The following is a 15,814-nucleotide window of genomic DNA, read 5'->3' on the forward strand; positions in this document are numbered from 1 at the left end:
CCGCCCTTAGTCTACTTGACGAGGGAAGGTTGGGGACAGGTCTTGAAGGGCTCGAAGACTGAGGAGAGGCAGCGGACCAAGGTCGCGCTGATGCAGGCCTACGTGCCGATCGTGCGCGGCTACCTGCTCGCGACCTCGGTCTACTATACGCTGATCAGCCTATCCCATCCCTTCTACGAGAAGGGCGCCGCCCTGGTGGTCCTGGAAGGGCTGGCGGTCGCTGCCTGCCTGTACGCGATCGGCGCCTGGGCTCTGCTGCGCAAGGGCAAGATCATGGGCCTGCCGCTGGAAGCGCTGGCCCTGGGCATGAACGCCCTGTTCTTCATCAACACCATCGCCTACCAGACCCTGCATTTCGAAGCGCAGAAGCTGGTCTATTTCGTGCTGATGGCCCTGGTCTTCGCGACCTCGGCGCCTAGCCGGCGCGTGGCCCTGATCAGCGCGACCACGGCCATCGCCGGCCTGATCATCATGACCCGCCAGGCGCCCAAGGACTTGGTCACCCAGTTCCTGTATGTCGGCGTGGCCGGCGCCTTCGCCGCCGCCGGCATGTCCGCCCTGATGCGCGGCGTCGTCGGCCGCGAGGTTCGCGCGCGCCTGGCCAGCGAGGCCCTGAACGTCGAGCTCGAGCGCGAGCTGACCGAGAACCGTCGCCTGCGCACCGAAGCCCAGGACCTGGCCCTGACCGCCGAGACGGCCAACCGCGCCAAGACCGAGTTCCTGGCCACCATGAGCCACGAGATCCGCACGCCCCTGAACGGCGTGCTGGGCATGGCCCAGATCATGGCCGCCGGGTCTCTCGAGCCCGACCAGCGCCGCCGCCTGGACACCATCAGCGCCTCGGGCCAGTCGCTGCTGGGCGTCATCAACGCCATCCTCGACATCTCCAAGATCGAGGCGGGCAAGATGGACATCAGCCCTGCCCCGTTCGACCTACCTATCCATCTTGACGCCCTGCGCCAGCTCTATGGCGGCCTGGCCCGCGACAAGGGCCTGGACTTCAGCCTGGAGGTCGCGCCCGGCGCGGCCGGCTGGCGTCTGGGCGACGCCGAGCGCCTGCGCCAGGTGCTGTCGAACCTGATCTCCAACGCCGTGAAGTTCACCGAGAGCGGCGGCGTGCGGGTGAGTGTCGAAGGCGACGCCGCCGGCATCACCGCGCGCGTCATCGACACCGGTGTCGGCATCCCCGAGGATCAGCGCGACCGCCTCTTCACCAAGTTCACCCAGCTGGACGGCTCCAGCACCCGCCGCGCCGGCGGCTCGGGCCTGGGCCTGGCGATCTGCAAGACCCTGGTCGAGCTGATGGGCGGGACCATCACCTATTCGCCTTCACCGCAAGGCGGGGCCCGCTTCTCGATCGCCGTGCCGATGCCGGAAGTCGTCGCCGACGTCCCCGCCCCGGCCCTGGACATCGCCGCCCCCGAGATGGACGACGCGGCCGCGCCCAAGATCCTGGTGGTCGACGACAACCAGACCAATCGCGCCGTGCTGCTGACCCTGCTGCATCACCTGGGCGTCGACGGCCATTTCGCCGTGGACGGCCGCGAGGCCGTGGCCATGTGGGAGAAGGACCGCTGGGACGCGATCCTGATGGACGTGCACATGCCGGTCATGGACGGCGTCCAGGCCAGCCAGGCCATCCGCGCCGGCGAGGCGCGCACCGGCCGCCCCCGCACCCCGATCATCGCCGTCACGGCCAGCGTGCTGACCCACGAGCGCTCGCTCTATGCCGAGGCCGGCATGGACGCCCTGGTGCCCAAGCCCGTCGAGATCCCGCGTCTGGTCGAGGCGCTGGCGAAGGTGCTTTCGCTGGACGCGGTTGCCGAGCAAGACACCCGGGGCGTGGCCTAGGTCTCCTTCTCCCCTTGCGGGAGAAGGTGTCAGCGAAGCTGACGGATGAGGGGTCGAAAGGCCTGTCCGGACAACGGAGCGCAACCCCTCACCCGACCTGCTTCGCAGGCCACCCTCTCCCGCAAGGGGAGAGGGATAAAAACAAAAAAGGGGACGCCCGCCGCGTCCCCTTTTCGCTTTTCAGCAGTCTTGTAAGAGCGATCAGCCCTTGCGGCCGCGCGTCGGGGCCTTGCCCTTGCGACCACCCTGGCCCAGGCCCAGGGCCTTGGCCATCTGCGAGCGCGCTTCGCTGTAGGCGGGCGCGGTCGTCGGATAGTCGTTGGGCAGGCCCCACTTGGCCTTGTACTCGGCCACGGTCATGCCGTGGGTGGTCAGGTGACGCTTCAGCGTCTTGTAGGGCTTGCCATCCTCGAAGCTGATCAGGGCTTCGGGGGTGATGCTCTTGCGAATTTGAGCCGGCGTGGCCTTGCTAACGGCTTCGACGGTCGGCGCGGGCGGCGCGCCAATACCAGCCAAAGCATCGTGCGTGGCACGGATAAGCGCCGGAAGTTCCGAAACTGGCGTGACGTTATTGGCCACGTAGTTGGCCACGATTTCGGCGGTCAGCTCGATCAGGGTAGCCTTGTCTTCCACGATAACACTCCATTCCCCTAGTGTTTTCGCAAATACACCCTCACCTCGAAAACACAAGTAGTTCACACCCAAATTCTGCTTTAATTCGTGACTTACCGTAACAATTGACTGTCGTTGAGCCCGTTCAACGAGGCGAATTTTCGTCAACTATATCGGTGACAACGCTGTTATCAGGCGCTGATTCAGCCGCTAAACCCTTACGGGTGAACATCTATCTCGCAGCTGCGAACTTGACTTGTGGTTTAGCGATCACAGAACCACAAATACCGCATGCCGAAGGATCGATGTGATCACGATCTGGCGGCCGACATACCGATCGACACTGCCATTGCTTATCTGCACCTGAGCGTGGAACGTTCGCTCTGGAAGATCACCCGCTGGGGGACCGTTCATGACCGTCTATGTCGTCGCGCAGCTAAGCTTCACCGACGAGCCGCGCTATCGCCTCTACCAGGCCCGCTTCGGAGAGGCCTTCGCCGGCCACGGCGGCAAGGTCCTGGCCGCCGATGAAGCGCCACAGGTGCTGGAGGGCGAATGGCCCTTCTCCAAGCTGGTCATGCTGGAGTTTCCGACGGAAGACGCCGCGCGCGGTTTTCTGGAAAGCCCGCTGTACCGGGAGATCTCCGTGGATCGAGACGCGGGCGCCAAGACGACGGCGGTGCTGGCAAAGGGCCTCTAGAGCAGGTCGCGTCGGCGACACTCTTTGAAGTCTTGGATCTCAGGAGGAAGTGGCTGGGGAACTAGGACTCGAACCTAGAATGACGGTACCAAAAACCGCAGTGTTACCATTACACCATTCCCCAGCAGGAACGGCGAAACCCGTCAGGGCTCGGCGAGGCGGTGGAGATAGCCCACGACTCGGATGGATGCAACATCCCATTTCAGAACTTTTTTCGGGCCGTCACACGAACCTCAAAAAAGGCGCTTGCGCCCTCCGAAACCGCCCCCTATAAGGCCGGCCTCCAAGTCGGAGTGTGGCTCAGTCTGGTAGAGCACTGCGTTCGGGACGCAGGGGTCGCAGGTTCAAATCCTGCCACTCCGACCATTTCCTCCCCGCCAACCAGAGGCGGGAAAAAAGCCTAAAATTCATAAGCTTGGGCGCCGCGAAAGCGGCGCCGAGGCTTTGTTTGCGTCTGCCGCGCGCTTACGCGAGATTCGTTGCGCGCTCTTCATTTGGTCGCAACACCAACACCGGTTAGCTTGTCGGCGGTTTCGCTAGCAGGACCTCCGATGAAGCAGTTCTTTCTGACCGTCGCCGGCGTTTTCGTCGGCCTTCTTCTGTTCGTGGTCGGAGTGCCCTTCCTGCTGATCGTGATGGCCGCCGGCGCCGCCCGGCCCGCGCCCGTCCCGACCCACACGGTGCTGCAACTGGACCTGCGCAACAGCCTGACCGACCAGGACGCCAAGAACCCCTTCGCGGCCTTCGGCGGCGGCGGCGGTTCGGTGATGTCGGTCATCGAGACGCTGCGTCGCGCCGAGAAAGACGACAAGGTCGAGAGCGTGCTGGTGCGCCTGCCGGAGGGCGGGCTGGCCCCTGCCACCGCCGACGAGCTGCGCCTGGCCTTCAAGCACTTCCGCGAGGTCGGCAAGAAGCCGATCTACGCCCACAGCCAGGGCCTTTACCCCTCCGGCATGGTCACCTCGACCTATATGCTAGGCGCGGCGACCAGCGAGTTCTGGATGCAGCCTGACAGCAGCTTCCAGGCGGTCGGCGTCTCGACGGAGTCGATGTTCTTCAAGCGCTTCTTCGACAAGTACGGCGTCAAGGCCGAGTACGAGCAGCGTTACGAATACAAGAACGCCGTGAACCCCTATCTCTATAGCGACTACACGCCGGCCCACCGGGAATCGACGCTGTCGTGGATGGGCTCGGTCTATCGCACCGCCCTGACCAGCGCCGCCGTCGATCGCAAGCGCGACCCGGCCCTGCTGATCAAGACGCTGGAAGACGGCCCCTACAGCGCCCAGGAAGCCCAACAGAAGGGCCTGATCGACAAGGTCGGCCAGGTCAGCGACATCCAGGCCTTCGCCCTGGACAAGGCCGGCAAGGGCGCCAAGCTGGTCGACTTCGACGACTATGCCAGCCGCTCCAAGCCGACGCCCGCCAAGACCGGCCCGGCCATCGCCGTGATCGGCGCCGAGGGCGCGATCGTCACCGGCGCGGGCGGCGGCGGCTCGCCGTTCGGCGGCGACAGCAACGTCTATTCCGACGAGGTGGCCAAGGCCTTCCGCGACGCGGCCGAGGACAAGGACGTCAAGGCGATCGTCTTCCGCGTCTCCTCGCCCGGCGGTTCGGACACGGCCTCGGAGCAGATCCTGGCGGCCATGAAGAGCGCCAAGGCGGCCGGCAAGCCCGTCGTGGTCAGCATGGGCACCTATGCGGCCTCGGGCGGCTACTGGATCTCCAGCCAGGCCGACTCGATCGTGGCCGAGCCCTCGACCCTGACCGGCTCGATCGGCGTCTATGGCGGCAAGTTCGCCGTGGGCGACGCCCTGGCCCGTTTCGGCGTCGACACCAAGGACCTGCATGTCGGCGGCGCCTATTCGGAAGCGTTCGGCTCGGCCGAGGGCTTCACGCCTGAACAGCGCGCCAAGTTCGCCGGCTGGATGGACCGCATCTATGCCGGCTTCATCAGCCGCGTGGCCGAGGGCCGCAAGCTGCCGCCCGAGCGCGTGCGCGAAATCGCCAAGGGCCGCGTCTGGACCGGCGAGCAGGCCAAGCAACTGGGCCTGGTGGACCAGCTGGGCGGCTTCTACGACGCCGTCGACAAGGCCCGGCAGCTGGCCAAGCTGAAGGACGACGTGCGCTTGAAGCGCATGGACGGCGCCAAGTCGCCGTTCGAGGCCTTCGAGCGCTTCCTGGGCGTCAGCGAGACCTCGGCCAAGACCCTGGCGGCCGCCGCCTGGGTGATGGGCGATCCGCGCTCGCAGGCGATCCTGGACGAGATGGCCCACGCCCGCCTGCGGGCGGCGCCCGGCGGGGCGTCGGTGCTGGCCGATACGCCGGTGCGATAGACGCTCTTGATATAGAGACGACGAGAAGGCCGCTCAGGGGCTCCCTGAGCGGCCTTTTTTGTTTGGCGCGAGGCAAAGGCCTGGAGCGCCCCCTCCGTCTCGCTGCGTATCCGCAGCGATCCACCTCCCCCGCTGCGCAAGGGAGGAGGATGCGGCCCTTCTCCTGCCCCGCTTGCGGGGGAGGTGGCGCGGCGCCGATAGGCGACGTGACGGAGGGGGCGCTTAGGTCGTCGCCCCCAAAAGAAAACGGCGGGCTCCTTTCGGAGCCCGCCGCCATTCTCAGAACCGTTAGGTCCGATCCGGGAATTAGAATTCCAGGTCGAAGCCCACGCGCACGTAGCGCGGCTCTTGGTAGGCGATCGGCTTGCGGTAGTTGGCCGAGTAGCCGCCGGTGCCGGTTTCGCGGCGCTCTTCGTAGGACGTGATGGCGTCCGAGTTGAACACGTTGAAGACGTCGGCGCGCAGGACCAGGTTGCCACCCAGAGCCATGATCTTTTCCGGCACGGTGTAACGGACCGACAGATCGAGGGTCGTCTGCCAATCGGTTTCCTGAGCCGAACCGCGCGGAACCGGAGCGCTCGGGGCCAGCAGGGCGCCCGTGTCGCTGAAGGTCTTACAGAAGCGCGAAGCCGCGCCGTAACCGCCAGAGTTACCATCGGTCGGGTGACGACCCAGGCAGCCCTGGTGCTTCGGCGAGATGACCGAAGCGTTGGCGCCGAACATCAGGTTGTCGGTGAGGGCGTAGGTGCCGAACACCTTGAACTGGTGAGCGTGGTGGTTCGGCAGCAGACCTTGCTGGTAGTCGGTCAGACCGACGAAGTCGTACAGCACGGTCGAACCGGCGTCGGCTTGGTTGTTGTCCGACAGAACGGTGCCTTCGTAGTTACCCTTGCTTTCCGACAGGGTGTACGAGCCTTGCAGGCCCCACTTGCCGTCGAAAGCGCGCTCGAAGGTGAACTCGAGGGCGATGTACTCACGCTTCGGCTTGGGGAAGCCCAGCTCTTGAGCGGTGAAGGTCAGTTCCTTCGGCAGGGCGGCGGCGGCGGCGATCGTCGCGGCGTCGTGCACCAGGGCGTTCGGCTGACGCAGCTTGATCGTCAGGTCTTCGCCCGGGTTGAAGACGATGTACTGCCACGAGTTGTTGAAGATCGTTTCGCAGGCGGCCAGCGTCGCGCCAGCGACGTGGGCGTTACACCACTTCACGACGAACGGGTCGAGGGTCGTGTCTTCCGAGATGCGGTTCAGCTTGCGGTACGTCAGGTTGACGCCGCCCTTCCACAGTTGGTTGAACTGACGCTCGTAGCCGATCGTGAATTCGTCTTCTTGCGAAGCCTTGATGCCTTGAGCGGCCTTCGAGTAGGCCGGCTCGGCGACACCCAGACCGAACGAAACCGTACAACCGATCACGTTCGGCGAACCGGCGACCACCGAGCTCGGGCAGGTCGTCAGCGTACCGTCCGGCAGGCCCGGGTTGGTCGTGGTGGTGATCTGCGTGCCCAGGGCCGTCGGGGCCAGGTTGGCGCCCTTGGTGAAGTCCGGGCCGTTCGTGGTGCCGTTGACATAGCCCGGCGCGTAGAAGAACGCGCTGTAGCCCAGGTCGGCGCCGCGATAGCTGAGGTTCGACGCCGGCGGGATGTAGTAGCGGCCGAACGAGAACGAGATCTTGTCCTTGCCTTCGCCGACCGGATCCCAGGTCACGCCAACGCGCGGGCCCCAGTTGTTCTTCAGGTTCAGGACCTGTTCGCCCAGCAGGTTGTCCAGGGTGAACTTGTCGTTACGGATGCCCAGCTGCAGGCTCAGGTCCGGGGTGATGTCCCAGGCGTCCTGCACGTACCAGGCTTCGTTGACGCCGTGCACCGGCGCGCCGCCGAAGCGGTTGGTCGACACTTCGACGTAGTTCACGCCGCCCAGAACGCCGTTGGCGTCGCGCGCGGTCGGCGCGGCCGGGTCGAACTTCGGACGGTGATAGATGTAGGCGATACCCGTGCCGCCCGGACCGGTGTCGATCGAGGCGTGGTTCAGGGTCGTCTTTTCGTGGTCGAAGCCGCCACGGACGTGGTGCTTGCCCAGGAAGTCGAAGTACAGGTCGCCGTCGATGCGATAGAATTCGCGCAGCGTCTTGCGGGTTTCGATCGTGGCCTGCTTCTGGGCCGAGACCGTCGTCAGGGCGCTGCCGTCGACGTCGCTTTGGACCAGCGGGTCAACGGTGTTGCCCGGCAGCACGCTGTTGGAGTCGCGGTTCTTGCCGTAGGCGGCCGACAGGGTGAACCAGTCGGTGAACGTGCCGGTGTAACGCGCCACGTAGTTCACGCCGCCCTGACGGTAGACGGTCGACGGCAGCTGAGCGCCGATGGTGTCCGCGGCCGCGGCGTAGGCGAAGGCCGAGCGGTTGATGGTCTTTTGCGTGTCGAAGTAGGTCAGTTCGACGCGCTGCTTGTCGGTGATGTAGCCGTCGATCTTGGCGCCCCAGAACGGGTCGTTCGACTTGTCGACGACGTACTGGCCGGTCGTCTTCTGGGCTTGCGCCGACTGCGTGTCGCGCTGGGCGTTCATCACGTAGAAGAACAGGTGGTCCTCGATGATCGGACCGCTGACTTCGAACGTGGCGTTCTTTTCAGTACGCTTCGAACGGTGGTTGGCGATGATGTAGGTGTCCGGCGCGTCTTCACGCCAGGCGTCCGACTCGTAGTTGCCGTGGACGCCGAAGTGGAAGGTGTTCGAACCCGACTTCGTGACGGCGTTGATGACACCGCCGGTGGCGCGACCGAACTCGGCGGGATAGCCGCCGGTCTTCACTTCGATCGACTTGTAGAAGTCGAACGGCACTTCGGCGGCGCCGATGTACGTGTCGAAGTTCGTGATGTTCAGGCCGTTCACGTAGAACGCGTTTTCAGCGACCGAACCGCCGCCGACCGACGGTTGACCGCCGAAGTTGGCGGCCGACGGAGCCGTGGTGACGCGCGACGAGCTGCCGGTGACGACACCGGGGGCCAGCTGCACGACGGCCGTCAGCGAGCGGCCGATCGGCGCTTGCTTGGTCAGGGTTTCGATGTCGACGGTCAGACCCTTGGTCGTCGCGGCGAAGTCGAGCTGCGGGTTGGCGGTGGCGGTGATCACCACTTCGCTGACCGTCTCGGTGGCGCCGGCCAGGGTGAAGGTATAGGCGGTCGAACCGCCCAGGCCGACGCGGACGTTGCCGTCGTTGGTCGGTTGGAAGCCGTCCTTGTTGATCGCGACCGAATAGCCGCCGATCGGGATCAGGGGGATCCGGAACTGGCCGGCGTCATCCGTGGTGACCGAACGGGTGAAGCCCTGGTCCAGCGACTTGACGGCGACGGAAGCGCCGGCGACCGGAACGCCGGAAGTGTCGCGCACGGTGCCGACGAGCGAGCCCGAGCTGTAGTCCTGAGCGCTGGCGATCGTGGGCGCCATGGCCGCGACGGTCGCGATCGCAACCGGCGTGGCGACGGTCGCCAGACCGGCGAGCAGCGTCGTCGTCAGTAGACGCGCGCGGGCGCTACCTTTGGTGGAAAGCATGCTGTTCAAATCCCCTCTGAGCATGGCGAGAGCGGCAGATCGGACGAGTCCCCCTCTAGAAACTTTGTCCGAACTGGAGCGGAAATCCGCGTAGTTCACGCCACGAGATCACTGGTGTCCCGGAAACATTTCCCCGGTTGCGGCGACGTTAGGGGCCGCTGCGGCCGAGGGTCAATTGTCATTGCAGAATTGTAATCCACATCGACAGCCCCTGTCGCAAAATCGCCACAGCCCTGCCACCATTCGGCAAACCGGCGCTCCATGTGGATACCTTGACCATGGAAACGACAGGCATGAGTTCATCATTGTCTTGTTTTAACGAGGTTATTTCGACCTCAAAGATCTTCGTTATCAATCTCGGCATTTCGAAGAATTTTTCGCGACAATCTTGCCCCTGGGAATTGACAGGCAACAAATCAACGTCGCGAACACGCCGTTTTAGGTAAAAGTTTTTTAATGAACAGGATGTGGGCGGCATGTTCTCCCCGCGCATGATCGTTCCACGTGCACGCTTGAGGGCGGCCGTGACCATTGCCTAGGCGCCCGCGGGTCGCGACAATGCGGAGCGGCGAAATTGCGTCGCGCCTTAAGTTGCGGCGAACCGATGAGCGATTTTCGACGAGTCACCGAATCCCTGTCCGTCAGCCCGCAGGTGACCGAGGCCGACATGGCCCGCGCCGCGGCCGAGGGGTTCGTGCTCGTGATCAACAACCGTCCCGATGGCGAGGATCCCAGCCAGCCTTCGGGCGCGACCATCGAGGCCGCCGCCCGCGCGGCGGGCCTGGACTATCTGCATGTGCCGGTGCGCGGCGGTCCGACCCAGGAGCAGGTGGACGCGGTGCGGGCCGCGGTCGAAGCGGCCGACGGGCCGGTGCTGGCCTTCTGTCGGTCGGGCACGCGCTCGATCGTCACCTGGTCGATCGGCCAGGCGCTGGCGGGCGAGGATCGCCAGACCCTGGTCAATCAGGGCCGCGAGGCGGGCTATGATCTGTCGGGCGTGCTGCCTTCTTAGGCAGATCAGGACTTAGAAGGCGGCCGACTCGCGAGCCACCATCGGGGTCGGTTCGGCCTGGCAGCTGGCCAGAACGAACTGGGCCAGGATGATACACACGATGGCGAAAGCCGCGCGCTGGAGCCGTTTTGAGACAAAAATCGCCGCGTCCGCCGCCATGGCCCGTCCTCCGAAGGTTACTGGAGGGCAAAAGCGCAAGACCGGCGCCGTTTCGGAGTGTCTCTCGATGATTCCTTTCGTTCGCGAGCTGGAGTTCGAATACGGCCGCTGCGACCAGGTCTCGCCGCTGATCCGGCGGGTCATCGCCCGCAATCCGGGGCCGTTCACCTTTACCGGCACCGGCGTCTACATCGTCGGCCAGGGCGAGGTGGCGGTGATCGATCCCGGCCCGGACCAGGAAGAGCATTTCGAGGCGCTAAAGGCTGCCCTGGACGGCGAGCGGGTGACCCACGTGTTGGTCACCCATCACCACCTGGACCACTCTCCCCTCGCCCACCCGCTGGCCCAGGCGTTCGGGGCCAAGGTCTATGGCCTGCCCGCCCCCGCGCCGCACGCCAGCGACGCTCCGGCGTTGGAAGAAGGCGGCGACGACCGCTTCCGTCCAGACGTGAGTCTGGTCGACGGCGACGTGCTGTCCGGTCCCGGCTGGACGCTGGAAGCAATCACCACGCCCGGCCACACCTCCAACCACGTCTGCTTCGCGCTGCGGGAAGAGAACGCCCTGTTCGCCGGCGACCACATCATGGGCTGGTCGACCACCGTGATCGCCCCGCCCGACGGCGACATGGGCGACTATTTCGCCAGCCTGGAAAAGGTGAAGGCGCGCGGCTTCAGCACGCTGTGGCCGACCCACGGCGCGCCGGTGCGCGAGGTCGGGCCGTTCATCGACGCCTATGTCGCCCACCGCCGCGCCCGCGAGGCCCAGATCGTCGAGGCTTTGGCCGCCGGCTTCACCACCATCAAGGCCATGGTCCCCAGCCTGTACGCCGCCGTGGACCCGCGCCTGCACCCGGCCGCCGCCCACTCGGTGCTGGCTCACATGCTGCAGCTGGTGAAGGAAGGCCGGGTCGCCGCGACCGGCGACGGCCTGGACGCGGAATACCGCCTGGCGTGAGGCGCCGAACCGCAAGATCGGTCGAGCAGCCCCTGTCCGTCAGCGCGTAACTGACGCCGCCACGGAAGAAGCGGGAGACGATGAAGGCGGCGCCCAAGACCTATCTCGACCACTATAACGCCCGAATGCAGCGGGTGCTGGACCATATCGACCAGCATCTGGACGGCGATCTGGACCTGGAGGCGCTGGCCCGCGTGGCCGCCTTCTCCAAGTTCCATTTCCACCGACAGTTCATGGCCACCTTCGGGGTGTCCGTGCACCGCTATGTCCAACTGGCCCGGCTAAAGCGCGCGTCGCACCGGCTGGCCAATACGGGCGATACGAGCGTCACGGAAATCGCGCTGGAGGCCGGCTATGACGCGCCGGACGCCTTCGCGCGCGCCTTCCGGCAGCGGTTCAGGCAGTCGCCCTCGTCGTTTCGCAAATCGCCCGACTGGGCGCCGTGGCTTGCGGCCTTCGGGCCCTTGGACAACGCCAGGAGCAAGCTGATGCAGATTACCTACGAAGCCGAAGACGTGATCATTCGTGACGTCGCCGCCACACCCGTGGCGATCATGGAACACCGCGGCGACCGCGCCGCGCTGCCGGCCACGATCGAGCGCTTCATCGCCTGGCGAAAGGCCGCCGGCCTGACGCCCGACAAGAACCCGACCTTCAACATCTTTCGGTCGGAGCGAACCCCTGAGAACCCGGCCGAGTACAGCATGGACCTGTGCATCGGCACCGACCGCCTGATCGCCTCCGACGATCCGGACATGAAGGCCGGCGAGATCCCCGGCGGTCGTTGCGCGGTGCTGCGGGTGGCCCAGAACACCCACAATCTGGAACCCGCCGCGCTGTATCTCTATCGCGAATGGCTGCCGGCCAGCGGCGAGGAAGCGCGGGACTTCCCGGTCTACGCCCAGCGGCACTTCTCGTTCTTCCCGGACCGGCCCGTGCACGAGGTGGTGTGCGAACTGTTCCTGCCGTTGAAATAGCGCCGCAACACACGCTCAGGCATAGTCGCCGGCATGCGCCGACATCTTGCCCTGATCGCTCTTTTCTCGAGCCTCTCCGGAGTCGCCGCCGCCGCGACTCCGGCCTTCGTCGACGTCTATCGGGTGCGGGTGGTGGCGGGGTTCTACTGGGGGACCCACGAGAGCCTGGCGCTGCGTCGGGTCGAGTCTCGCGCAGGCCCCTTCTGGATGGCCGAGCGCCGCACCCGCATCACCAACGGCCTCGCCGGCCCCACCAAGCACATCGACCGGCTGTGGATCGACGGGCGCAGCTGCCCGGCCTTGGGACAGTTCATCGAAGCCATCGGCAAGATCCCGGCCCCGCCCCGTTCCGGGCCCCCACCGCGGTTCCATGGCGCCCATACGACCCTGGCGACGCGAAAGGCGGACGGCAGTTACGCCGTCCGATCCGACTATGAAGGACCGATCACCGCCTGGTGGTGGACGGCCCAGGAAACCCTGAAGCCGTGCTGGGGCGCCGGGCTCACGATGGTGGACGACGACAGCCTGCTGCCGTTGACGCTGGAAACGGACGCCGACGAAGCGCCCTTCATCGCCCTCGAGCGCGCCGACTAGGCCCTACTGCCCCTTCACCGCCGTGATCAGCTCGCCGATGCGGGCGCAGTTGCGGCCCTGGTCGGGGCCGGCGTCGCGGCCGATCGAGCGCAGGTCCAGGCGCGAGCCACGGGCGTCGGGGCGCACGCGCACCACGACGTCATCGGTCAGGCCGTACCAGAAGCTGCGGGCCGTGGCCTCCAGGCGGCCGTCCACGGGGTCGTCGGTGACCAGGGTCATGCCCTGGGCCATGACGGCCGCCTTGATCGCCTCATAGGCGTCGCCAGGCGCGCGCTCGCTGACCAGAGGCCGGGCGGCAGGGCAGGTCTCGGCGTTGATCTCGGCCAGGCGGCGGCCGGCATAGGCGGCCGAGCCCACCGGCAGGGACGGATCGTCGTCCACGATCTCGGCCGAGCCGCCGCGCGCGGCCATGGCGGCGTCCGAGAAGCCCAGTGGCGTCTTCCAGTCGGTCGAGACGTCGTGGATCGGCGGCGACTGGCCCAGCAGCGCCTTGGCCCCGAACATCACCCCGAAGGTGACCGCCGTGATCAGCAAGGCCAGGATCGCCGCCCGGCCCAGGCGCTTGAAGCCGGCCATCAGGGCGATGACCAGGCCCAGCAGACCCGTGGCGACACTGACAAAGGCCAGGCGCGGCGCCCAGTCCAGAGTCATGGCGGTATAGCCCAGCGGCAGCGGGATCATGCCCAGCTTGACGCCCAGGGCGCCGCCGCCCGCCAGGATGGCCGGGGCCAGAGCGACCAGCAGAGCCAGGTCCAGATAGAACGAGGCCCAGGCCGGCGGCTTGCCTGAAGCCTTCTTCTCTTCGGTCTTCTTGGCGGCCTTGCCGCGCTTGCCCGGCGTGATCGGCATAGCGAACGGCAGGGCCTCGCCGGCGTCGGCCAGGACCGGGGTCGGCTTGGGGTCGTGCAGGCGTAGAGGCGCTTCCGGCGCGGGCTCCGGCGACGCAGCCTTCACGGGCGTGGCCTCCGCCTTGGGCTCCGGCGTGGGTTCCGGTTCCGCCACCGCCTCGGCGGCGGCTATCGCGGTGGCCTCGGCGATGATCGCATCGGTGGCCGATACGGTCTCGGGCTCGACGTGAGCGACGACCTCAGGCTCCGGCGGCGGCGCTTCAGGTTCGGGCTGTGGCTCGGCGAGGACGGCCTCGGGCTCGACCTCTTCCACCGGCTCGGGCGCATAGATCACCGAAGCCTGGGCGCCGTCGGCGGCCGCCAGGGTCTGAGTCGGAGGGGGCACGGGCGACGGCTGCAGCGGCGTTTCCGGCAGCTTGTAACCCTCGTCGGCCAGGCGCTTGCGGATCACCTTCTTGTCGATCTTGCCGGTCGCGCCCAGCGGGATGTCGTCGACGAACAGCACGTCGTCGGGCATCCACCACTTGGCGATCTTGCCGTGCAGGAAGTCGATGAACTCCTGCTTGGTCGCGGTCTCGCCCTCCTTCAGCTTGACCAGCAGCACCGGCCGCTCGTCCCACTTCGGGTGCGCCGCACCGACCACCGCCGCCAGGGCGGCCTTGGGATGGCCGACGGCGATGTTCTCGATCTCGATGGTGCTGATCCATTCGCCGCCGGACTTGATGACGTCCTTGGCGCGGTCGGTGATCTGCATGAAGCCGTGGTCGTCGATCGTGGCCACGTCGCCGGTGTCGAAGAAGCCTTCGTCGTCCAGGATCTTGCCGCCGGCGCCCCGGAAATATTCGGCGGCGATGATCGGGCCGCGGATCTTCAGGTGGCCGAAGGCCTTGCCGTCGTGCGGCAACGGATTGCCCTCGTCGTCGCGCAGACAGATCTCGACGCCCAGCGGCGGGCGGCCCTGCTTCAGGCGGTAAGGCATCTGCTCATCGTAGGGCAGCTTGGAGAGCTCATCGGTCATGACCGACAGCGTCCCGACCGGCGAGGTCTCGGTCATGCCCCAGGCGTGGACCACCTCGACGTCGTACTTTTCCTGGAAGGCGCGGATGATGCTCTCGGGACAGGCCGCCCCGCCGATCACCACCTTCTTCAGCACCGGCAGCTTGGCGCCGGTGGCCTCCAGGTGCTGCAGCAGCATCTGCCAGACGGTGGGCACGGCGGCCGAGAAGGTCACGCCTTCGGTGTCCAGCAGTTCGAAGATCGAGGCGCCGTCCATCTTGGCGCCCGGCATCACCATCTTGGCGCCCGTGCCCGGGGCCGAGAACGCCACGCCCCAGGCGTTGGCGTGGAACATCGGCACCACCGGCAGGATGGTGTCCTTCTGCGACAGCCCCATCACGTCGGGCTGCATGGTGATGAAGGTGTGCAGGAAGTTCGAGCGGTGCGAGTACAGCACCCCCTTGGGGTCGCCCGTGGTGCCCGAGGTGTAGCAGAGGCCCGCGGCCGTGCCCTCGTCGAACCCGCCCCAGGCGCAGTCGGCCGACTGCTCCGCCACCAGCTCCTCGTAGCAGAGCAGGCCCTTGAAGTGCGGAGCTTCCGCCGCCAGCGGGAACTCGGCTGGCATGTGGGCGCGGTCGGTGAAGACGATGACATGCTCGACATGCGGCAAGCGCGGCAGCACCGCCTGCAGGATCGGCAGGAAGGTCAGGTCGACGAAGATGGCGCGGTCGCCGGCGTGGTCGGCGATCCAGGCGATCTGCTCGGGGAACAGGCGCGGGTTCAGGGTGTGGCACACCGCGCCGATGCCCATGATGCCGTACCAGGCCTCCATGTGGCGGCCGGTGTTCCAGGCTAGGGTGCCGACGCGGTCGCCCGGCTTGATCCCCATGGCCAGCAGGGCGTTGGAGACTCGCTTGGCCCGATCGTGGATCTGGCCGTAGGTCGTGCGCACGATCGCGCCCTCGACCGAGCGGGTGACCACTTCACGATTGCCGTGCCACTTGGCGGCGTGGTCGATGATCTTGTCGAGGGTCAGCGCCCCATGCTGCATCAGCCCCTGCATCGACTCCCGCTCTCTCTCGGTTGCTTATCGTTGTTCAGGCGAGGCTATCGACGCGGCGCGCCCCGCGCAACGCGCGGCTCTTTAGAAGGGAAAGAAGGGGCAACGCGGGGCCTCTTCACAAGAGAAATCCAGGAAAAGTGATCGGTCGCCTAGTCGACGCACGCGCTGATCGGT

General features: G+C 66.3%; 12 protein-coding genes, 2 tRNA genes and 1 pseudogene. 8 read left to right on the forward strand and 7 right to left on the reverse strand.

All coding sequences use genetic code 11. The annotated features are described in order from the left end of the window. Nucleotides 1-42 precede the first annotated feature (42 nt). On the forward strand, nucleotides 43-1,851 hold the full coding sequence (locus tag AC07NF_RS22820) for an ATP-binding protein (RefSeq protein ID WP_492813087.1): 1,809 nt from the start codon (nucleotides 43-45) through the stop codon (nucleotides 1,849-1,851). A 201-nt stretch (nucleotides 1,852-2,052) separates the two neighbouring features. Here AC07NF_RS22820 and AC07NF_RS22825 read toward each other — a convergent pair whose 3' ends face one another. After that, a complete protein-coding gene (locus tag AC07NF_RS22825) occupies nucleotides 2,053-2,484 on the reverse strand; it encodes a Ros/MucR family transcriptional regulator (RefSeq protein ID WP_454717538.1) in 432 nt (143 codons plus the stop codon). 391 nt (nucleotides 2,485-2,875) lie between these two features. Here AC07NF_RS22825 and AC07NF_RS22830 point away from each other — a divergent pair, with 391 nt between their 5' ends. Beyond that, the gene (locus tag AC07NF_RS22830; RefSeq protein ID WP_494632892.1) at nucleotides 2,876-3,163 is read left to right on the forward strand and encodes a DUF1330 domain-containing protein; all 288 of its coding nucleotides are present in this window, start codon (nucleotides 2,876-2,878) and stop codon (nucleotides 3,161-3,163) included. Between the two features lie 50 nt (nucleotides 3,164-3,213). Here the strand turns inward: AC07NF_RS22830 and AC07NF_RS22835 are convergent. Next, nucleotides 3,214-3,287: transfer RNA gene (locus AC07NF_RS22835), tRNA-Gln, on the reverse strand. Between the two features lie 165 nt (nucleotides 3,288-3,452). Between AC07NF_RS22835 and AC07NF_RS22840 the strand changes: the two genes are divergently transcribed. Together AC07NF_RS22840 and sppA are read left to right on the forward strand one after the other, a co-directional pair. Beyond that, nucleotides 3,453-3,529 (forward strand) — tRNA-Pro (locus AC07NF_RS22840). Nucleotides 3,530-3,714: 185 nt separating this feature from the next. Next, nucleotides 3,715-5,499 carry a signal peptide peptidase SppA gene (sppA, locus tag AC07NF_RS22845; protein ID WP_492813090.1) on the forward strand — a complete coding sequence of 595 codons (1,785 nt, stop codon included), beginning with the start codon at nucleotides 3,715-3,717 and terminating at the stop codon, nucleotides 5,497-5,499. Between the two features lie 160 nt (nucleotides 5,500-5,659). On the opposite strand, the pseudogene AC07NF_RS22850 reads toward sppA, so the two are convergent. The 3 genes and pseudogenes from AC07NF_RS22850 to AC07NF_RS22860 all read right to left on the reverse strand — a co-directional run. After that, nucleotides 5,660-5,737, reverse strand: a pseudogene (locus tag AC07NF_RS22850) (hypothetical protein); the annotation flags it as partial. A 68-nt stretch (nucleotides 5,738-5,805) separates the two neighbouring features. Then, the gene (locus tag AC07NF_RS22855) at nucleotides 5,806-9,036 is read right to left on the reverse strand and encodes a TonB-dependent receptor (RefSeq protein ID WP_492813091.1); all 3,231 of its coding nucleotides are present in this window, start codon (nucleotides 9,034-9,036) and stop codon (nucleotides 5,806-5,808) included. Between the two features lie 178 nt (nucleotides 9,037-9,214). After that, nucleotides 9,215-9,568, reverse strand: coding sequence for a hypothetical protein (locus tag AC07NF_RS22860; RefSeq protein ID WP_494632894.1), 354 nt, complete (start codon nucleotides 9,566-9,568; stop codon nucleotides 9,215-9,217). A 72-nt stretch (nucleotides 9,569-9,640) separates the two neighbouring features. Here AC07NF_RS22860 and AC07NF_RS22865 point away from each other — a divergent pair, with 72 nt between their 5' ends. Beyond that, nucleotides 9,641-10,048: a TIGR01244 family sulfur transferase gene (locus AC07NF_RS22865; protein ID WP_492813095.1), complete on the forward strand. Its 408-nt coding sequence runs from the start codon at nucleotides 9,641-9,643 to the stop codon at nucleotides 10,046-10,048. Nucleotides 10,049-10,060: 12 nt separating this feature from the next. Here the strand turns inward: AC07NF_RS22865 and AC07NF_RS22870 are convergent, their stop codons facing one another. Beyond that, nucleotides 10,061-10,207 carry a hypothetical protein gene (locus AC07NF_RS22870; RefSeq protein WP_492813097.1) on the reverse strand — a complete coding sequence of 49 codons (147 nt, stop codon included), beginning with the start codon at nucleotides 10,205-10,207 and terminating at the stop codon, nucleotides 10,061-10,063. Between the two features lie 67 nt (nucleotides 10,208-10,274). Here AC07NF_RS22870 and AC07NF_RS22875 point away from each other — a divergent pair, with 67 nt between their 5' ends. The 3 genes from AC07NF_RS22875 (at nucleotide 10,275) to AC07NF_RS22885 (ending at nucleotide 12,733) form a co-directional block, all read left to right on the forward strand. Then, the gene (locus tag AC07NF_RS22875) at nucleotides 10,275-11,162 is read left to right on the forward strand and encodes an MBL fold metallo-hydrolase (protein WP_494632898.1); all 888 of its coding nucleotides are present in this window, start codon (nucleotides 10,275-10,277) and stop codon (nucleotides 11,160-11,162) included. A gap of 80 nt (nucleotides 11,163-11,242) precedes the next feature. Then, entirely contained in the window at nucleotides 11,243-12,139 is an 897-nt protein-coding gene (locus AC07NF_RS22880; protein ID WP_494632902.1) for an AraC family transcriptional regulator, read from the forward strand. 33 nt (nucleotides 12,140-12,172) lie between these two features. Beyond that, a complete protein-coding gene (locus AC07NF_RS22885) occupies nucleotides 12,173-12,733 on the forward strand; it encodes a hypothetical protein (protein WP_494632905.1) in 561 nt (186 codons plus the stop codon). A 3-nt stretch (nucleotides 12,734-12,736) separates the two neighbouring features. Here the strand turns inward: AC07NF_RS22885 and AC07NF_RS22890 are convergent, their stop codons facing one another. Further along, nucleotides 12,737-15,640 carry a long-chain-fatty-acid--CoA ligase gene (locus AC07NF_RS22890; RefSeq protein ID WP_494632907.1) on the reverse strand — a complete coding sequence of 968 codons (2,904 nt, stop codon included), beginning with the start codon at nucleotides 15,638-15,640 and terminating at the stop codon, nucleotides 12,737-12,739. Between the last annotated feature and the right edge of the window lie 174 nt (nucleotides 15,641-15,814).

This window comes from Caulobacter sp. GW821-FHT10A06, from assembly GCF_059415805.1.